Raw genomic sequence first — 18,686 nt, forward strand, 5'->3', positions numbered from 1 at the left:
CAACGGCTCTTTTAAAATGAAATCTGTAATGTCTGTAACTTCCTTTTCTCTTCCATAAGAGTCTGTAGTTCTTTCATGTCCGTCACATGCCTGCTCCGGTATTCCAGACTGTACTTTTTGATACTGTGCACAACTTCATTCAGTGCTTTCTGCTGTTCGGTATCTTTACTGATTTCTTTTAATTCTTTATTAAAAATTCCGGCTACCAGAGACTGCTCCTCTTTGCTTTGGAATTTACTGATAATCATGGCCGGCTCTACTTTGCCGGTAGTTTCATACTGCTCATAAATCATCTGCGCCACTTCGTGATACGGCTCATCCACAAAATCTTCGGCGGATAAAATTCCTTTTGTCTTTTCAAACAAAACCGGGTCATTACTAAGCCATGTAAGAAATACACCTTGGCTTTTTGCAATGCCGTCTTCCTTTTGTCCTGCCGTTTTCACCATGCGCTCCTGCCGCCTCTTCTCATAATCAATGCCAACCATTCTGGCACTGTGATAGGCAACCAGTTTTTTGAAATCCTCGGTTCTTACGCTATATTCTCTGCAAAATGCCTCCATGTAATTCGTCCGCTCGATTTCATTATCAAAGGTTAAACATTTTTTTGCCACTTCATTCATAAATGACGTTTTGGATTCCGGATCATTCATGTCATATTCTTTCATCAGGTTGTCCACCTCATAAAAGAAACTCGATTTTGCCTGTTCAATCCTCTCCTTAAACGCCTCCGGCGAAAGACCTTTCATAAATTCATCCGGATCTTTATACGGACGCATATTAATTACCTTGACACGAATCCCCGCTTCTTTCAGCATCGGAATCGCACGCATCGCCGCTTTCACCCCGGCGCCGTCACTATCGTAGCACAGATATACCAAATCCGTATACCGCTTTAACAAACTACAGTGCTGACTCGTAAATGCCGTACCAAGGCTTGCTACCGCATTTGTGAATCCTGCCTGATGAAGTGCAATCACATCCATATAGCCCTCACAAATAATCATGCCTTCACCCTGCTTGCCGTGCACAAAATTTAACCCATACAGATTTCGGCTTTTATCAAAAACCATTGTTTCCGGCGAATTTAGGTACTTTGGTTTGGCATCCCCCATCACTCGGCCGCCAAAAGCAATTACGCGGTTATTCCTATCTAAAATAGGAAACATCACACGGTTCCAGAACTTATCATACACGCCACGCTTTTCATCATAAGTGAAAAGTCCGGTTTCTTTGAGAACCGAATCCGGATAGCCTTTGGATTTTACATACTGGTAAAGAGGACTTCCGCCTTTTCCTGCAAATCCAAGTCCAAACCGCACAATAGTCTCCGGCTTTAACTCACGTTTTGTCAGATATTCATAACCAATCTTTCCCTGCTCACTTTTCAAACAGGCAAAATAATAATTGGCTGCTAACTTGTTGACTTCCAGTATCGAATCCCGCAAATCCCGGCGTTTTCTGTCGTTTTCCGAATTACCTTTTTCCGGAAGTTCCATCCCTGCCTGCTCGGCAAGCCGCTCTAAAGCTTCCACAAACGTAAGGTTTTCATATTCCATTAAAAAAGTAAATACATTGCCACCGGCGCCACATCCAAAACAGTAATACATCTGCTTTGACGGGCTCACGGAAAAGGATGCTGTCTTTTCATTATGAAACGGACAAAGACCAACATAATTGCTGCCGGTCCGTTTCAGATTTACATAGGAAGAAATAATATCGACAACATCACTTCTTTGTCTCACTTCTTCCACAAAATCTTCTTCGTAATACATGCCCATCACTCCGTTACTTTTCTTCCCTACAACACAGACCATGTGCGAGGAATTGTCAAACTCTGGTATGTCGCTACCGCATACCGGTCGGTCATTCCTGCGATAAAATCACAGACCACACGCTCAACGGATGCCTCTCCGGATTTTAACATCTTGCCATATTCTTCCGGGAGTTTTTCCACATGGTCAATATAGTATTTATATAACTGGCCAATCATATACTCGGCTTTTCCCTCTTCCGCTTTTGCAACGGAATTGACATACACATTTTCAAACATAAAAGCACGGAGACCGGTCAGCGCTTCCCGCATTGTGTCCGATTGAATAATATCATTTTTATCCATGCTGTTACGAATCAAATCGTGTATCAGCGTATTGAGACGCTCTCTAAGAGTATTTCCCAAAATCTCGGTATATCCACGGGGAATATCCTCTTCTTTAATGACCTTTCCCCGGATTGCATCGTCAATGTCTGAATTGACATACGCAATCTTATCACAGAGTCTCACAATTTTTCCTTCCAGTGTCGATGGATTTCCGGAAGTCGAATGATTCCGGATGCCATCCCTTACTTCAACCGTAAGATTTAATCCCTCGCCATCCTTTTCAAGGCACTCCACCACACGGACACTCTGCTCCTGATGACGAAATCCCTCGGAATATATTTCATTCAGAATCCGCTCACCGGCATGTCCAAACGGTGTGTGTCCCAAATCATGTCCAAGTGCGATTGCCTCCGTCAAATCTTCATTCAGACGAAGTGCTTTTGCAACTGTTCTCGCATTCTGCGACACTTCTAAAGTATGCGTCATTCGTGTGCGGTAATGGTCTCCTTCCGGTGCAAGAAACACCTGCGTTTTCCCCTTTAACCGCCGAAACGATTTGGAATGAAGAATCCGGTCACGGTCTCTTTGATAAACCGGACGCAGGTCACATTGCTCTTCGTATGTATCGCGCCCCTTAGACTCATCACTAAATGCCGCATAAGGACTTAGTATGTCATGTTCTCTTTTTTCTAAATTTTCACGTATTGTCATATCCACTCTTTCCTGCCTTTCGGGATTAAGCAAAAAACAACTACATTAAAAGAATTACAACATAAGGATATTATTTCCTTTTTTTCGTAAAAAGTTTTTGCAGATTTCTAAAAAATAGTGTATGCTAAAAGATGGATTTCGATTACATAAGGAGGTGCATCATGGCAAGAGGAGCAGGAAAAAACGGTTGGGCACTCTTTTTACTGATTTTAGCAGGTGTTGTTCTTGGCAGCTTTATCAGCCAGCTGACAAGCGGAGTTGCCGGCCTGTCGTGGCTGAATTTTGGAAAAAGTTTCGGATTAGCAAAACCACTTACCTTAAACTTAGGCGTATTGGTTCTGACTTTCGGACTGACAATCAAATTCACCATTGGCAGTATCATCGGAATTATTGTTGCCGCTATTATTTACCACTTTATCTAGGATTTTATCATTCCCGCTTTTTCAGATTGGTAAAAGGTACCGTCTTTGCGTATCAAAATAATCTGAATCTGCGGGTGTTTTTTTTGAAAAGCAATTGCCTTTTCTTCTCCCATAACTGAAAGTGCGGTCGCATACGCATCCGCCATCGCCCCATTTTCCGCAATTACCGTAACCGATGCCAGATTATTATCTGCTGGCATACCGGTTCTTTTATCCATGATATGATGATACAGTTTTCCGTCTTTTTTGAAATTTCTCTGATAAATCCCACTGGTAATAACCGCCTTATCCTTTACCTTTACTGTGCCATAAATACTGCTTCCATCGGATGGGTCCGTAATTCCTACCGTGTATTCTGTGTCATCCGGTTTCATGCCGATTGTCTGCACATTTCCACCTAAGGAAAGAATACAGGAAATAACTTTTTTCTCTTTGCAAAGATCAATAATTTTCTGGGACAGATAGCCTTTTGCCGCCGCTCCCAAATCAATTGCCATGCCGGATGGAATCCGCACCTGGTAATCCGAAAGAAGTTCTATCTTTTTATAATCAATCTTTTTTATAATAGCATCTCTTTCGGCTTTGTCCGGCACATGATATTTCTCTGTCGTAAATCCCCATAACTTCACAAGCGGGTAAATTGAAATATCAAACAACCCATCCGTATCATTTCCATATTGAATACAAGCAGAAAGTAAGTCATATGTTTCCTTCGAAACTGTGACTTTTTTCCCACCTGCAGCATTAATCTTTGAAATCTCACTGTCTGCTTTGGTAACGGATAAAGTTTTCTCTAACTGCTGAATTTCGGAAACAGCCGCTGTCATCGCCTGTTCTCCGTTTTCTCCGTAAAAAGTCAGATTCATAATCGTGTCCATGGCAAAAATTTCACGCTCTGTCTTCTTTTCCTCAGAAGCTGCACATCCGGGAAGAAGAATGATGACACACAAAAAAAGAGAAATCCATTGTTTCACTCGCATCGCATGTCCTCCTTTGCCTTTTTTGAAAAACGACAGCCACAAAAATCCTGCCGGTACAAATCGTATTCTCTTGACAGTTCAATACTTCTTTTATACCCATTTTTCTTCTTAAAATCCGATGGCAGATAGGGAACGCCGTAATTTTCAGAAAGTTCTTCTCCAATCTGCATTAATAAATCCGCATTTTTATGAGGGCTGATGGAAAGTGTCGTACAAAAATAGTCATACGTACCCTCTTTTGCGTATTTTGCGGTTTCCTCCAACCGGAGTCTGAAACACTTTGCACATCTTGGCCCCCGCTCCGGATCATTCTCATGCCCTTTTGCCATTTTTTCAAAAAGCTCCGGTTCATAATCGGCATCCTGCATATGAATTTCTTTTCCAAAAGGCACTGTCTGCAAAAAACGCTTTAACTCCTCTTTTCTTTTTTGATACTCACTCGCTTCCGAAATATTCGGATTATAAAAAAATACCGTAATATCAAAAAAATCATGCAGGTATTCTAATACATAACTGCTGCATGGTGCACAGCAGCAATGAAGAAATAATCGTTTTTTTTCTGAAAACGATGCCAATAATTCATCCAGTTCTTTCTGATAATTTCTGCGGTTCAAGGTCTCATTCTCCTTCCATTAAAGTTATGACGCCTGCTAAATTTCCCCGTCTGCCACCGGTCGCACGGTGGGAAAACAGCCAGTCGAAATGACAGCAGGTGCATACGCCACTCACCTCAATCTGTTCTTTCGGGATACCGGCTTCTTCTAATATAATTTCATTTACCCGCCATAAATCGAGCTGATATTTATGTGCCGGTTTCTCTTCTAAAATCTCCTGCCACTGCTCCTCTTTAAATTCTTTCTGAAAAGCAGCCGCAACATCTTCGCTCACTTCGTAACAGTCTTTGCAAATTGATGGTCCGATTACCGCAAGGATATCTTTGGGATTGGAGCCAAATTCCTCTTCCATGCGGCGCACCGTTTTTTCCCCGATTCGCTTTACACTTCCCCGCCAGCCGGAATGACTTGCCCCAATTGCTTTTTTTACCGGGTCATAGAAAAACAACGGCACACAGTCCGCAAAAAAAGTCATCAAAACTACTTTTTTATCATTCGTAATCAATCCGTCGATGCCAATGATATCCGATTCTCTCACAACACCTTTGCCACAGTCTTTTTCATCAACGCGTAAAATTTTTGTCTCGTGTACCTGATTACTAAGCACCACATTTTTCACCGGATAACCGACGGCTTTTGCAAATCTTCTATGGTTTTCAAGCACGGCCTTCTCATCATCGCCTCTTGTAAAACTTAAATTCATAGTCGCACAGTCTCCCACACTGACACCGCCTAATTTCGTAGAAAAACCGTGTTTGATTCCCGCCTTTTCAAAAAGAGGGAACGTTAAATATACCACACCATTTTTTTCATTTTTTATCATTTTCTCGCACATATTTTCCTCCTGTCTGGTATACTTATAAGTGAAATTTGTAATGCTAATTTCATACATGGAAAGGAGATTTTGATTATGCCTTGTATTTATGCCCATAATTCCTTTGGCAAAGAAGTACAAAAAATACTTCCCAAACCACTTAAAAATACCATTCGCCGACACCCTGCCGCATTCCGTATCGGATTGCAGGGACCAGATTTTTTATTTTTTTATCATCCCTTATTAAAATGTAAAACCAACCAATTAGGCTATCACCAGCACAGTCATGCGTTCGATGCCTTTCTTGCTTACGAACAGCCCATCATCCGAAAACTTGGTACAGACTCTGCCGCCTATGCCTATTTGCTCGGCTATATCTGTCATTTTGTGCTAGACAGTGAATGTCATACCTATATCATTCCAAAATCTACGGAAGCCGGAAAAAATCATCTGGTAATGGAAAATGAGTTTGACCGGTTTCTGCTGAAAAAAGATGGTTACAATGCCATCTCTTATCCTATCTGGCACATGATACCAAACGATAAAGCCACTATCCATGCCATTTACGAAGTATACCGCCCATTTGCTCTATCAAAACATAAAATCAAACGAGCTCTTTCGGGCATGCGTTTTTATAAGAAACTTCTAACCTGTGGCTGCTCTTTGAAACGGTTTGTGATTCGTCTGCTTATGAAAATCACATTCCACTACAAACAGCTTGAGGGACACATGATGACACTCTGTGCCAAATCCTACGCAAAACACACCAACGCCGTCCTCTTAAAACACTATAAAAAATCGATTTTTTTGGCAAATGAATTGATTTTGGATTTTCACAAAAGTGTGACGCAGGGAAAACCACTTCACAAGCGGTTTCACACGACACTCAAAAGTAACGAGCCGCTTGACTAATCCATCAAACCTAAATCCCTGCGGTACTGCCTCAAAAATTCATACACAAGCGTTCTCTTTTCATGCCAGAAACGCTTGCCGGGTGCTGTCACAAAATCCATCTGTTTCATATGACGGTAGGTATATTTTTCAAAATGCCTGCAAACCTCATTAAACGATGGATTTTCTTCTTTGGATGTAATCCACGAATCGAGTACAATTCCCATTGCTCCGGTATCATCTAACATATCCGCTTCCATCAGAACAACCAACTCCAGTGGCGTTGTTTTCTCATGCAAAAGCCGTTTATTTGGGTGTTCTAATATCAAATAGCAGATAAAATCAATCTGCTCGGGCGTATACGGACGCCGTTCCAAATAATCTCTGCAAATAGCGGCACTTTCTTTGGCGTGTCCTTCATCTCCCTGCACGGCATATCCTACATCATGGAAAATTGTTGCAATCTTTAAGGATTCAACATCTAAACTGTCATCCTTTAACTCTCTCGTAATGCGGAGCATCCACTGATAAACCCGCAGTGTGTGGGCGTATCGGTCATATTCAATTTTGTTCTTACTCTTATCGCCCTTTCTGCGGTCATAGCTGTAAAGCATTTCTTCCACATACTGGAACATCTTACGATGCTGTTTCATGATTTGCTCCATTTCCAATGTGTTTTTTCTGATTTTTCTTCCAAATCAGTATTATAGCACAGCTTTCCCCATTTGTGCAAAGAAATCAATACCAATGTTTGACAAAAGACCGATTTGTATGTTACAGTAGGCAATACGATTTGATTTAAGGAGTTTAGTATGAAAATTCAGTTATCCGAACATTTTACTTATAATAAATTATTACGTTTTGTCTTTCCTTCCATCGTCATGATGATTTTCACATCCATCTATGGCGTAGTGGATGGTCTTTTTGTGTCCAATTATGCCGGAAAGACAGCGTTTGCCGCAATCAACCTCATTATGCCGTTTATTATGGCACTCTCCGCCCTTGGTTTCATGGTCGGAACCGGCGGCAGTGCCATTGTAGCAAAAACTTTAGGCGAAGGAAAAGAAAAAGAAGCGAATCGGTACTTTTCCATGCTCATTTATCTGACGATTTTTGGTGGCATCGTTTTAAGTGTCCTTGGAATTTTACTTGCAAGACCGGTCAGCATCGCACTTGGCGCCTCCGGAGACCTTTTAGACTATTGTACCCTGTATGGGCGCATTACGTTTTTATCATTAACACCGTTTATGCTGCAGAATGTATTTCAGTGCTTTTTTGTCACGGCGGAAAAGCCAAAACTTGGTTTACTCGTCATTGTTCTTGCCGGTGTTACGAATATGGTACTGGACTACCTGTTTATCGCTGTGTTTGGCATGGGACTTGTCGGAGCTGCCATTGCAACCGTCTGTGGCGAATGTATCGGTGGCTTTGTACCATTAATTTATTTTGCTGCCAAAAATTCAAGTCCGTTTTGCTTAGGAAAAACCAAATGGTATCCTTTTATCCTGAAAAAGACTTGTACAAATGGCTCCTCGGAGTTGATGACAAACTTATCCAGTTCCATTGTAAACACACTATTTAATTTCCAGCTTATGCGCTTTGTCGGCGAAAACGGTGTAGCTGCTTACGGAACAATTATGTATGTTAATTTTATTTTTGTTGCGATTTATTTTGGATATTCGATCGGCAGTGCTCCTATTGTCAGTTACCATTATGGCGCACAAAATCACAAAGAATTAAAGAATTTGTTGAATAAAAGTCTGCGTTTTACCGGTATCTGTGGCATTTTCATGTTCATACTCGCCCAGTTGATTGCGACACCCCTTGCCCGCATTTTTGTTGGATATGATGTGGATTTGTTTGAATTAACCAGACATGGCTTTCGAATTTACTGCACAACATTTCTTGTGTGTGGACTTAATATTTACGGCTCCTCATTTTTCACAGCCTTAAATAATGGACTATTATCGGCGCTGATTTCTTTTTTGCGAACCCTTGTATTTCAAGTCAGCGCTGTCCTGATTCTGCCCATTTTCTTTGCGATTGACGGTATCTGGTCATCGGTTCTTTTAGCAGAACTGCTTACCTTAGTCGTCACTGCCATCTGCATCATTAAAAAGCGCTCCCGCTATCATTATTTCTGATGTTCGGCAAAGATTTTATCTACCGCCTGCATCGCATTAAGAACGGTCTCATCCATTTTGTAGCAATAATGAGAACCGTTTCTGCCAATCGTATATAAATTTTTTATTCCATCAACAAAAGAAAGTAATTCTCCCTTCTTTTCGTAGCTGCCGGCATACGCCGGATAAGCTTTCGGAACATACTCTCTATGATAGCAGACTACTTCTCTGCCCGATTCAATAAATCCAATTTTTTTCAACTCGGACACGGCAATTTTCGCACACTCATCCTCCGACAAATTCCAGAAGTCGTCTCCTTCTTTGCAGAAAAATTCAAGTCCCAGCCATAACTCATTTTTCTTTTTCACAAGATACGGCGACCAGTTGTTATAGACTTGAATTCTGGCAAGTTTTATTTTCGGATCCTGCACATAAATCATACGCTCCGGAATGTTTTCCATGGAAAATGCCCCATTCGACAATTCCGGCCACTTAATACACAGTCCCATAATCACACAGTCTCGGTATTTTAATCCGTTAGCAATCATCCGCAAAGAGATTGGAACACTTCCCGTCATATTGGCAAACAATGTATTTAAAGGCATAGTTGAAATGACAACATCCGCCTCCTCAAATACTCGTTTTCCGTTTGATTTTATATAACTGATTTTTTTCAGCATATTATTATCTAAAACAAGTGAGTCTACCATTGCTCCCAATTCAATAATTCCACCTCTTTTTTTTATCTTCTCTGCAACCTCCTGCCACATTTGACCGGCTCCCAATTTGGGATAGAGAAAATATTCTGTCTGAACTCGATTTTCCCCATGCATTGTTCCCTGCTCACAGGAAAGATTTTTTAGAGATTCTCCCCAACATTTTTCCATATAATCCTGCAGAAAGGTTTGATAAATAGTTTGTCCAAACCGATTCATGTAGTAATCTTCTAATGTATGTTCTTTCCTCTTCTTTATTTTACTTTTTATTAAGCCACATATACATTTTAAAGTACAAAAGCTGCCAACCTGATTTCTGAATTTTCGGTCAAACAAAATCGGATGACTAACATAATTCCCTTTATAATACAGTTTTAATTTTTGTTTTCTCTGAAACATACGCTTGATATAGTTTACTCCTCTTGAAGGCAAAAATTGATTCCACCAATCTAAAACTTTTTCATTCACCATAAGAAAACGATGTCCTCCCAAGTCCATTCGATAATCTTGGAAGTCTACCGTTTTTGCTAATCCACCAATTTGATTTTTTTCCTCTAATACAAGCACCTGGCAGGAATCCGTCCGGTTTAGTATCTCATACGCCGCCGTAAGTCCTGCCGGGCCCGCCCCTATAACGATTACTTTTTTCATATAGTTTATTTTCTTTCTTTATGTAATATTTTGTCATAATTATATCACTATTAGATAACTATTTCAATGTTTTTTTTATTTTTCCTAGCGAAATTATATAAAATGTATAAAGATATTAAAAAGATTAGTATGTGTGTGCTTGTGTCAAGGGTTTGTTGCCACTTTTTTTATTTTCCGTAATCCAAAGGAACTGGCAACGAACAATTAATGCTTTGAATGTCTTCCACTCTAATCAATCACTTTTTTATTTTAGACAAGAGAACCACAGTTTCAACGGTACTTTCATTTTCCCAACTTATATCATCTATCACAGTACCATTATAATATACTGGGAATCTGAAGTGTATATGTTTTAGAAACTTGCCATTTTCAAGGCGTTCCGGATAAAGCTCAATGCTTTCCACGAAAGTTCCCATGAATTCCTTCTTCTCTGCATCTGATAATTTATCATATAACTTATCAAAGGCAATTAGGAAATTGTAGATTCTGTCCCCTGACAACTGCTTTCTTCGAATATGTGCCAGGCGACTCTGTATTTCATCCATATGATTTTCTGTCAGAGCCATTTCATCATATTTATCATAAAAACGCTTTTGCAGGTCATCATATTTCTTCTCATACATGGAATCTGTCACATCAAGATTATCCATCTGGATAGCTATCTTGTCCTTTGACACCTCAAGCTGCCTCATTTTCTTCTTTAATCCATCAAGCTCTTGCTCCAGTTCAGAGGTATCAACTCTGGCTGCAATCTTCTCTCTGATACCCTTTTCAAAGTCCGGAGAAGTAACTATTTTCTTAATCAGCTCAGCTACTGCATCATTTACAATATCCTGTCCCCATTGCTTATGGTAATCGCACTTATGTCCCGTGGTCCCAGTAGGATGCTTACAGGCATAATAGAAATAATCTCTATAAGTGCCACCTTTTGGATGTCTCTTACGATTTACATTACCATACATATTGGCACCACATCCAGGGCACTTTAAAATACCGGTCAAAATATGTTCGTGTTCAAGGCTATGCGTCTTAACGCGCTTCACTCCCGTAGTTTTTCTCTTATCCTGAGCCGCCTTCCATTCTTCTGCACTGATAATTGCTTCATGTTCTCCGTCTACAACCATGAATTCATCTTGTTTTACAACATGAAACTCATTTCTTTTTCCCTGGACCTTCTCTGTTTTTCTTCTTCCATAGGCTAATTTACCGCAGTAAACAGGATTATCAATTACACCTTTGACAAAGGATGCCGCAAAGCCATCAATCGTATTATTCTGGCGTTTCTTTTTCACATAACCACTTTCGTTGAGAAACGCAGCAATTGCTGCTACTCCCATAGTTGTATTGATATATTTATCAAAGATAATTTTTATTACTTCCACTTCATCTTCCGCAATAAATAATGATCCATCCACAAGCTTATATCCATATGGAGCAAAACCACCATTCCATTTTCCTTCTCTGGCCTTCTGCTTACGACCTTCCATAGTCTGAACAAGAATATTGTCTCTTTCAATTTCTGCAACAGCTGATAGAACCGAAATCATAAGCTTGCCGGCATCCTTAGAAGAATCAATGCCATCCTCAACACAGATCAGATTGACTCCGAAATCCCTGCATCTTTTGCAGTGAGCTAAGTACATCAGCGGCATTTCTTCCAAAACGAGAAAGCTTAAAAACAAGAACATAGTCAATATCATCTGTGCCTGCTTCAATTAGTTCAAGCATTTCCTTAAACTGTGGACGGCCATCAACATTTTTACCGGATTTACCTTCATCAGAAAACTCTCTAACTACAACCATGTCCTGATAATCAGCATATTTCTTAAGTTTTTCCTTCTGAGCATCTAAACTGAACCCATCGACCTGCATGGCAGTAGATACTCTTGTATATATGTAACATCGTTGCTTTTTCAAATAATCACTCCTCCAAAATATATATCAACCATTTTGCCAATGCCGACAAAATGGTTGAATACTATTGTTCCTCAATCCTATTGCTGATTTTTTCAGCCTCATTTAGGACTCGAAGTTGATACTCTGCAATCTCCTTCAACGCTTCGAATCTATCTTTCTTATCCATTCCCTCTCGAATCATTTGTGCGTTATGCGATTCAAGATTCGATAGAACAGTTAATTCATTTATTGTTGCATAATCCCTAACATTACTCTTTTTTGCAAGCTCTGGATTAGCCTCTCTCCAAGCTTTTGCAGTAAAACCAAATAATGCTACATTAAGTAAATCCGCCTCTTCTGCATAAGGAAGCCACTGTAAATCCTCACGATAATTGCATACAGGAATCAAATAATTCTTAACCGCATCCGTTTGAATTAAATAATTATTCTTGGATAGAAATCTCTTTGCATCCCATTCCAACTTCTGCAAATCATTTTCAGCTTCCTTTAGTCTTTGGAACTCTTTGATCAGGTACAATTTGAACACCGGACTGATAGCAGAAGCAAATTCAAATGCAATATCCTTATGCGCAAATGTTCCGCCGTATTTTCCACGTTTAACATACAGTCCAACTGCATTAGTTTTTTCTACCCATTCTGATACGCTTGGTGTAAACGTAACAAGTCCTGCCTCTTTTTTAAAGTGTTCAGATTCGAACACTTTAAAATTCGGATTATATATTTCTTCCCATGTTGATAAGAATTCCAAAGTGCTTCTATTTCTTAACCAATTTCGAATAACATCCGCAGCTCGCGAATTATCCGATTTAGCAGCTGCTATATCTGTAATACAGATATAGTCATCTATGTCTTCATACGATACCGTAACCGGTATTCCCTGAACTGTAATAACTCTATTCTTAGCCATTATTCTGTTCCTCCTTCGCCTTATTCATCTGCTCTGCCTTCACATAATACTCAAGCAGTCGCAGAAAGTACTTAGGAACACGCTTCTTTCCATGCTCCCAGTCACTAACTGTCATATAGGGAATTTCAAAGTACTCACAAAACTGATGCCTGTTCATGCCGGTACTTTCCCTTAGTTCAATTAAAATATCTTTTGCGTCTCTATCATCATTCATAATATAATCTGCCATATCTTTGCTCCTTTCACGCTAAGCGTCAATATTATATTATCACGCAACACGTGAATATTCAAGATTAAGTATATAATCCTGCCTGTCTCCAGGCGCATTAGTCCACTCATATATCAATGCTACTTTCTGCGCGGTTCCAAGTTCTATGCTATCTCCATATTTCTCAATCATTCTTGCTAAAAAATCACAGCAGCGATTAAAGTCTCCCTGCTGTTGTCTTGTCATACTAATCATTATTTTCCTCCGTATTTTCTAATCAATGTTCTAAAAAGTCCGCTCATCTTGCTCACACTGCTCCATATATATCAGGCTGAGCAGCATGAGCAGGTATTTTACCTATATCAGTCAAACGGTGTTTTGCCGGCAACCGGCGTAAACTCCGCTTTGCATACATTGTGAAAGCCTCGACGATTACCAATACATTTCGCATCATAAATAAGTCCATATCTTTTCTGATTCTCCTTTATATAATGCAAAAAGCCGGCAGAAGCCCTCGATTTTTCAAGGTTATCTTCACACCAGCTTACATAGATATTATAAAAATCCGTTGATGAAATCTTCTTCCCGATTTCAAATTGTAGATAACCTTCAGACTTCATAAATGCCAGGATATTATTTCCCTCCTCCTGTGCATCTAGTGAATCCCCAAATTGATTACTATAAAATGCTTTTTCAATTTCTTCAAATGAAAATCGTCTTTCAGGTCTTACCCCATCTGCACCGGCAATGTTATATCCTTGATACATGTCCCAGTACACATTCATGAAACTTCTGCTTGGATCAATATGTTCAGCTGCATCAACATCAAATGATCTGTCATTGTGTCCAGCCTTAAAAACGCCATTTTCACCTTTACGACCATTGTGCCTGGTCGCTCTTACTTTTTGTTTTGCCATTAAATAATTCTCCTTCCTCGCACAAAAAAAGGAACCGATTTTATTCGATTCCTCTTAATATGCCACTATTCATTTTTTATTTTTTCTAAAAAGATTAACTTGCTTTTCCCGGCGAAGCCGTTAATTCTGCGCAGAGCGTTACAGATAATAACCCAATACTAAGTGTCGCGTCCAACACTTTATTGGGCCAAGGTTGTCACCCTGGACGGACTAATGGGCGTTGCCCCTTAACCCCACAATACGTTTCACCCTTGACCAGACCGGACCTTGTCCTGGACCTACCAGGCTTTCCACCTGGACCCGAGCGGGAACTCTCCCTGCACCCAGGCAAAGGCTCTGCCCTTGCATCCTGGCGGAGTCTTGCTCCTGCACCACTCAAAATTACATCGCCTTCCTCACAAATAAAAAAAGCAACAAATCATTATTGTGCACGGTAATGATTTATTGCTTTATATTTGTTTTTATCTGCAAGCTATATCTCTTGCGAGTATAACAATATCACACCTTTTTTCTTTTGAAAAGGGACAAATGGTGTCGACTTTGTGTCGTCGATGTGTTGTGTCGTTAATTATGCCACTTTCCCTTCTTCCAGAAAACTCAAAGTTCTTTCCTTCAATAGCTTCTTTAAATCTCTAATTTTTCCCTTTGCAGTCTCATAAGCAATTGTCCGTTCTGTAGCAATTCCCTGAAGATCAATTTCTCTCATAACATACCTGCGAAGCAATTCTTCATCTTTACCGCCAATGCTATTAAGCGCGTTGGCAAAAATTCGAAAATCGACTCTCATGGCTATGTAGTTCTTGTAAGAATCTAAAATATATTCCGGAAGTTCTTCATCCCCAAACACAAAATCTATTGCCTCTCCCTTGCTCATGCATTCAGAGATGCGAGTTATCAGGCTATTTTTGTTTAAGCTGTTATAATACTTACAATACTTCTCCCAATGATTCTTCATCATAAAACTTTCAATCATATAAATAACGCAGTGTCTCTCACAGCTTAATATATTTTTGTAATTATGATAATACTCATATAGAAATTCAAACCTATCTGAACTACTGGCAGTACAATAGGTTGACATTATATCTCTTCGTCTCAATCTCTCTCACCCACCAAATCGAATATTTGTTCGAATAATATAATAATATAATTTACTCGAAATGTGAAGTGGAAGAAAAAAATACTACAACTTTGTCAAAAGAAGATAATCCTCTTTTGTAATGGCCATTTCAATAATGTTGTCTCTCTCATGTGGAACAATCTCTTTGTCAACAAAGCCAACTTTTTTATAACAGCTATGAGCTATATCATTATGTTCAAATACACCAATTGTTACAGTATGGACTCCTAGGATGTTAAAAGCGTAATACAATCCTGTTCGCAACATACTTGTTCCATAACCTTTTCCTCGGATGGAGTCGTCAACTATAACCCAGCCAAAACGAAGAACTTTGTTATTCCCATGAATATATCTCATGATAAAATGCCCGATAACGCCGTCCTCATCTGTAAATGCAATCCAAGGATAGAAGTTATCTTCCTCTTTGCAATCGCCGTTATCGTTCAAATATTTGTTATCTATAATCTCAGCGCTAATAGGATATAAACCAAAATGATCTCCGCCCCACTTAAGGAAAACTTCCTCATCTTTTATCCAGCTAATAATCTTTTTTGCATCGTAGCTCTTATATGGTCTCAGTCGCATTTTCCATACCTCCGTAACACTTATTTTATCTTTTCTCGTAATTTACCAATGTCATCTTATCGTTTATAATATGTTCTTCACCAACTCGCACAAAACCACATTTTTCATACAGGTGGCAGTTTCCGGATTCTTGAAGAATTGTATCAAGCTTCCATACCTTAGTGTCAGGATACAATGCGAAAGCTTTTTGAATTGCAACATATCCGATTCCCTGCTTCTGATATTTAGGAAGAATGAAAAGAGGGCTGATGTATAGACAGGGTTCTTCTGGGTCGGATAGTCTTTTGCCGATATTGATGGCTCCGACTCTTGCTCCATCCTTAACAATAAAATAATACTTTCTATTTTCCTGTGAAGCCCTGTCTCTTACTCTCTCTATAGATTCAATTGCAGGTGATCCCTCATCATGATATTTTTCATATAGCGACATAAAACTCTTAATCTGCATGTCATAAAGCTGCTCTATTTCATCTTCTCGGACTCCTTCAAGCTTCACCCTATTCATCAGTTCAGTTACACTAATTCCCTGTAAGTTGAATCTCTCCTTTATCATAAGAGCAACCTCTGAAGGCTCAAGATTCGTATTATCAATCTTCATATAATTTTCGAAAGGAATCTCACCGTCATTACTTACAAGTCGATATTTTGTCTCCTCACGAAGCATACGATCTTCTGATACCACAATATCCCGCTTAGAAGCCTTGTTCTTTAAGCGGTTTTCCGTTTTGTTTCGTTCTATTCTAACTGCCCTGTCCGCAACAAGCTCCACATAATATACATTTCCACCGGTACCCTCGAATTTATCTGTAACCGACTTTATATAATCCCAATCTGACTGCATATCAAAGGCCCACATATAAGTAAATATTAATCCACTATAGTCAGTTTTTAGAAAGGCATCAAAGATATCTTCCCGAAGTTTGCCTACCACTGCTCCATCAAATTTACCAAAGATCTCGATTACCGGCTCTATCATATGATGATTATGAAAGAGTCTATAATCTGTTATTTTCATCAATTCCCGGCCCACGGTCATCTTACCAACCGCACCACTTCCTATAAGTACTATAAGATTCATTTTTATCACTTCCTCCGTACAAAACAATAATTAATCTACAAATATGTTGCAGCCTCCAGAGCTATCAATGCTTTCCCAACATTATGGTTAGCATCATGCAGTCCTTCAAACTCATATCCGCTGTCTCCCAATACATCTCCTGCTTCCAGAAAATCATAAAGTTCTAACCCGTAAAAATCACATATTGCCTGAACACCTGCAAGCTCCATTTCTACTGCTATGCACCCTTCACCTTTTCTTTTTGCCACTAGTCCCTTCGTTTCACGGAGCATAGAATCAGTTGTCCATACACGGCCTTTAACATACGGAGCTTTTATTTTTTCAAATACCTCTGCCAACACATCACAATTTTTAATAGTAATGTAGTCAGAAGATGGTGCGTAATAATGGGATGCTCCCTCTCCTCTATAACTTTCAGTTGGGATAATGAACTTACCTCTGGTTGTTTCTTTATCAAGACTTCCACAAGAACCAAACATAATATACTTTGTTGCACCAATAACATGATGGCTTTCATAACACATAGAGGATGCAACAGCAGAACCTATTCCCGTCAGATAAAAAGCTATTTTCTCTCCCTTGTAATCCAGACAATAGATTGAAATGTTTCCATTACAAGCGCCAATTTCACCTATAATTTCACATTTATAATGTGACACTAAATATGTATGTATCTCCTTAGAAAAGATAATCATACATTTGTCTGTAATATGCTTTCCGGCTCCATAAATAACATTTAAATCAATTAATGCCTCTGTCTCTTTGTCAAAAAAATCACTCTGTAGCATAATATCGCTCACTCTTTCTCTTCAATTATTGTAACTACTTTATTCGGATAAAAAAGACCACCTACCTGCAAAGATAAGTGGTCAGCATATACTATATTCTAATTATTGAACCATTTTCTCATCTTAGCAATTCAAATATTTACATACGCAATTAAGACCATACACGTTCATAATGTGCATAGCATAAATTTCAGTATATGAATATCCGACTGCAAATCTATTCATGAGAAAACTCCTTTCAAAAATTATTATGTTAAGATTACTCTTGTTTGTAACGCTTGTCAATCATTTTTATCTGTGGATGTACATTCTTGTCATTTTGGGTTCATCATCACCTTGAACCATACATAAAAATTCCCATCCATATCGTTCATAGAAGCCAATATGATCCGTCACCAAATATAAAGGCGTTACTCCTTTATTTCTCATATCATCAACAACTTTGTTTAGCAAATTCCCAGCTAGTCCCTTTTTTCGATGTTCTTCTTCAGCATATACGGCGCATACATTTGGAGTCAAATCCTTTCTATCATGAAAGTCATTTTCTATTACCCCAAGTCCTGCGACAATGGATTCATCATATAAGCATATATACCAACCATACTCGGTTTTTCCTGATAAATACGCTTTCATACACTCCAGGTATGCCTCTGCCGGCACACCCCATTTACTATGAAACCACTCAGCTGCAATAGCTACTAATTCCGGCCGTTCTCTTAATGTTATAATTCTATAATTGTTCATATTGTTAATATCCTCCAATAATATGAAAGGCAGGCTAAAATAGCCCACCTTATCTCTAATTCTTAATCAAATTCAGCACTATTATATCTTAAAAATCCCACTTGCACTTTTCTTCACAACTTGCCAGATTTTCTCTTTCCTTCGCGAACGATTCTTTGAATACTTTTCTCCGAAAGTGAAAACTGCATGGCAAGACTGGCAATAGAACTACCACCTTGATATTTCTGGCTAATCTCGTGATTTCGCTGTATCAGATATTGTCTTGTATCAGTATGACTTCCCCACTCCTTTTTAGATGTGCTGGGAATATATATTGCTTTTCCATTTACATATTGCTGAATAGTTTCTATTAATTCTTTTGGCAGAACCTCTTCTGCTCTAATATAACTCATAGTATCC

Annotated in this window: 22 protein-coding genes; 3 read left to right on the plus strand and 19 right to left on the minus strand. The window is 39.2% G+C overall.

What is annotated here, in order from left to right:
• Positions 1-11: 11 nt before the first annotated feature.
• Together dnaG and DW005_RS07980 are read right to left on the minus strand one after the other, a co-directional pair.
• Complete coding sequence (dnaG, locus tag DW005_RS07975; RefSeq protein ID WP_117478860.1) at positions 12-1,775, minus strand: DNA primase; 1,764 nt, start codon at positions 1,773-1,775, stop codon at positions 12-14.
• A 26-nt stretch (positions 1,776-1,801) separates the two neighbouring features.
• Entirely contained in the window at positions 1,802-2,812 is a 1,011-nt protein-coding gene (locus DW005_RS07980) for a deoxyguanosinetriphosphate triphosphohydrolase (protein ID WP_117478861.1), read from the minus strand.
• A 161-nt stretch (positions 2,813-2,973) separates the two neighbouring features.
• Here DW005_RS07980 and DW005_RS07985 point away from each other — a divergent pair, with 161 nt between their 5' ends.
• Entirely contained in the window at positions 2,974-3,234 is a 261-nt protein-coding gene (locus DW005_RS07985; protein ID WP_022377897.1) for a DUF4321 domain-containing protein, read from the plus strand.
• On the opposite strand, the gene DW005_RS07990 is transcribed toward DW005_RS07985, so the two are convergent.
• Genes DW005_RS07990 through pgeF form a run of 3 tightly spaced genes read right to left on the minus strand, consistent with a single transcriptional unit; the run spans position 3,231 to position 5,663 of the window.
• Positions 3,231-4,214: an FAD:protein FMN transferase gene (locus DW005_RS07990; RefSeq protein ID WP_117478862.1), complete on the minus strand. Its 984-nt coding sequence runs from the start codon at positions 4,212-4,214 to the stop codon at positions 3,231-3,233. The two genes, DW005_RS07985 and DW005_RS07990, sit on opposite strands and share 4 nt — an antisense overlap.
• Positions 4,205-4,828 (minus strand): epoxyqueuosine reductase QueH, encoded by a 624-nt coding sequence (locus tag DW005_RS07995; RefSeq protein ID WP_117478863.1) that lies wholly within the window; start codon positions 4,826-4,828, stop codon positions 4,205-4,207. The genes DW005_RS07990 and DW005_RS07995 overlap by 10 nt, the downstream gene beginning before the upstream one ends.
• Before the next feature lie 4 nt (positions 4,829-4,832).
• Complete coding sequence (pgeF, locus tag DW005_RS08000; protein WP_242989389.1) at positions 4,833-5,663, minus strand: peptidoglycan editing factor PgeF; 831 nt, start codon at positions 5,661-5,663, stop codon at positions 4,833-4,835.
• 75 nt (positions 5,664-5,738) lie between these two features.
• On the opposite strand from pgeF, the gene DW005_RS08005 reads away from it, so the two are divergent.
• Positions 5,739-6,554, plus strand: coding sequence for a zinc dependent phospholipase C family protein (locus DW005_RS08005; protein WP_117478864.1), 816 nt, complete (start codon positions 5,739-5,741; stop codon positions 6,552-6,554).
• On the opposite strand, the gene DW005_RS08010 is transcribed toward DW005_RS08005, so the two are convergent.
• Entirely contained in the window at positions 6,551-7,186 is a 636-nt protein-coding gene (locus DW005_RS08010) for an HD domain-containing protein (RefSeq protein ID WP_022377902.1), read from the minus strand. The genes DW005_RS08005 and DW005_RS08010 overlap by 4 nt on opposite strands.
• 159 nt (positions 7,187-7,345) lie before the next feature.
• On the opposite strand from DW005_RS08010, the gene DW005_RS08015 reads away from it, so the two are divergent.
• Positions 7,346-8,677, plus strand: coding sequence for an MATE family efflux transporter (locus tag DW005_RS08015; protein WP_117478866.1), 1,332 nt, complete (start codon positions 7,346-7,348; stop codon positions 8,675-8,677).
• Here DW005_RS08015 and DW005_RS08020 read toward each other — a convergent pair.
• The 13 genes from DW005_RS08020 to DW005_RS08075 form a co-directional block, all read right to left on the minus strand.
• A complete protein-coding gene (locus DW005_RS08020; RefSeq protein WP_117478867.1) occupies positions 8,668-10,023 on the minus strand; it encodes an FAD-dependent oxidoreductase in 1,356 nt (451 codons plus the stop codon). The genes DW005_RS08015 and DW005_RS08020 overlap by 10 nt on opposite strands.
• A gap of 236 nt (positions 10,024-10,259) precedes the next feature.
• Positions 10,260-11,666: a recombinase family protein gene (locus DW005_RS08025; RefSeq protein ID WP_347461551.1), complete on the minus strand. Its 1,407-nt coding sequence runs from the start codon at positions 11,664-11,666 to the stop codon at positions 10,260-10,262.
• Positions 11,608-11,940: a recombinase family protein gene (locus DW005_RS14410; RefSeq protein WP_347461553.1), complete on the minus strand. Its 333-nt coding sequence runs from the start codon at positions 11,938-11,940 to the stop codon at positions 11,608-11,610. The genes DW005_RS08025 and DW005_RS14410 overlap by 59 nt, the downstream gene beginning before the upstream one ends.
• A gap of 61 nt (positions 11,941-12,001) precedes the next feature.
• The gene (locus DW005_RS08030) at positions 12,002-12,847 is read right to left on the minus strand and encodes a KilA-N domain-containing protein (protein ID WP_055264007.1); all 846 of its coding nucleotides are present in this window, start codon (positions 12,845-12,847) and stop codon (positions 12,002-12,004) included.
• Positions 12,840-13,076 (minus strand): transcriptional regulator, encoded by a 237-nt coding sequence (locus DW005_RS08035; RefSeq protein WP_226947549.1) that lies wholly within the window; start codon positions 13,074-13,076, stop codon positions 12,840-12,842. The genes DW005_RS08030 and DW005_RS08035 overlap by 8 nt, the downstream gene beginning before the upstream one ends.
• A gap of 39 nt (positions 13,077-13,115) precedes the next feature.
• A complete protein-coding gene (locus DW005_RS08040) occupies positions 13,116-13,310 on the minus strand; it encodes a hypothetical protein (protein ID WP_117478868.1) in 195 nt (64 codons plus the stop codon).
• Between the two features lie 107 nt (positions 13,311-13,417).
• Entirely contained in the window at positions 13,418-13,972 is a 555-nt protein-coding gene (locus tag DW005_RS08045; RefSeq protein WP_117478869.1) for a hypothetical protein, read from the minus strand.
• A 568-nt stretch (positions 13,973-14,540) separates the two neighbouring features.
• Positions 14,541-15,071 (minus strand): hypothetical protein, encoded by a 531-nt coding sequence (locus tag DW005_RS08050; RefSeq protein ID WP_147324427.1) that lies wholly within the window; start codon positions 15,069-15,071, stop codon positions 14,541-14,543.
• An 84-nt stretch (positions 15,072-15,155) separates the two neighbouring features.
• Positions 15,156-15,677 (minus strand): GNAT family protein, encoded by a 522-nt coding sequence (locus DW005_RS08055; RefSeq protein WP_117478871.1) that lies wholly within the window; start codon positions 15,675-15,677, stop codon positions 15,156-15,158.
• A 25-nt stretch (positions 15,678-15,702) separates the two neighbouring features.
• Entirely contained in the window at positions 15,703-16,755 is a 1,053-nt protein-coding gene (locus tag DW005_RS08060) for a GNAT family N-acetyltransferase (RefSeq protein WP_117478872.1), read from the minus strand.
• Between the two features lie 35 nt (positions 16,756-16,790).
• The gene (locus DW005_RS08065; protein ID WP_117478873.1) at positions 16,791-17,543 is read right to left on the minus strand and encodes a nucleoside phosphorylase; all 753 of its coding nucleotides are present in this window, start codon (positions 17,541-17,543) and stop codon (positions 16,791-16,793) included.
• A 291-nt stretch (positions 17,544-17,834) separates the two neighbouring features.
• Positions 17,835-18,287, minus strand: a complete 453-nt coding sequence (locus tag DW005_RS08070) for a GNAT family N-acetyltransferase (RefSeq protein ID WP_117478874.1) — start codon at positions 18,285-18,287, stop codon at positions 17,835-17,837.
• Positions 18,288-18,400: 113 nt separating this feature from the next.
• Positions 18,401-18,679 carry a CD3324 family protein gene (locus DW005_RS08075; protein ID WP_055264019.1) on the minus strand — a complete coding sequence of 93 codons (279 nt, stop codon included), beginning with the start codon at positions 18,677-18,679 and terminating at the stop codon, positions 18,401-18,403.
• Positions 18,680-18,686 lie beyond the last annotated feature (7 nt).

Origin of the sequence: Clostridium sp. AF36-4, assembly GCF_003435975.1 — a bacterium.
In the GTDB taxonomy this organism is placed as follows: Bacteria; Bacillota; Clostridia; order Lachnospirales; family Lachnospiraceae; genus Eubacterium_F.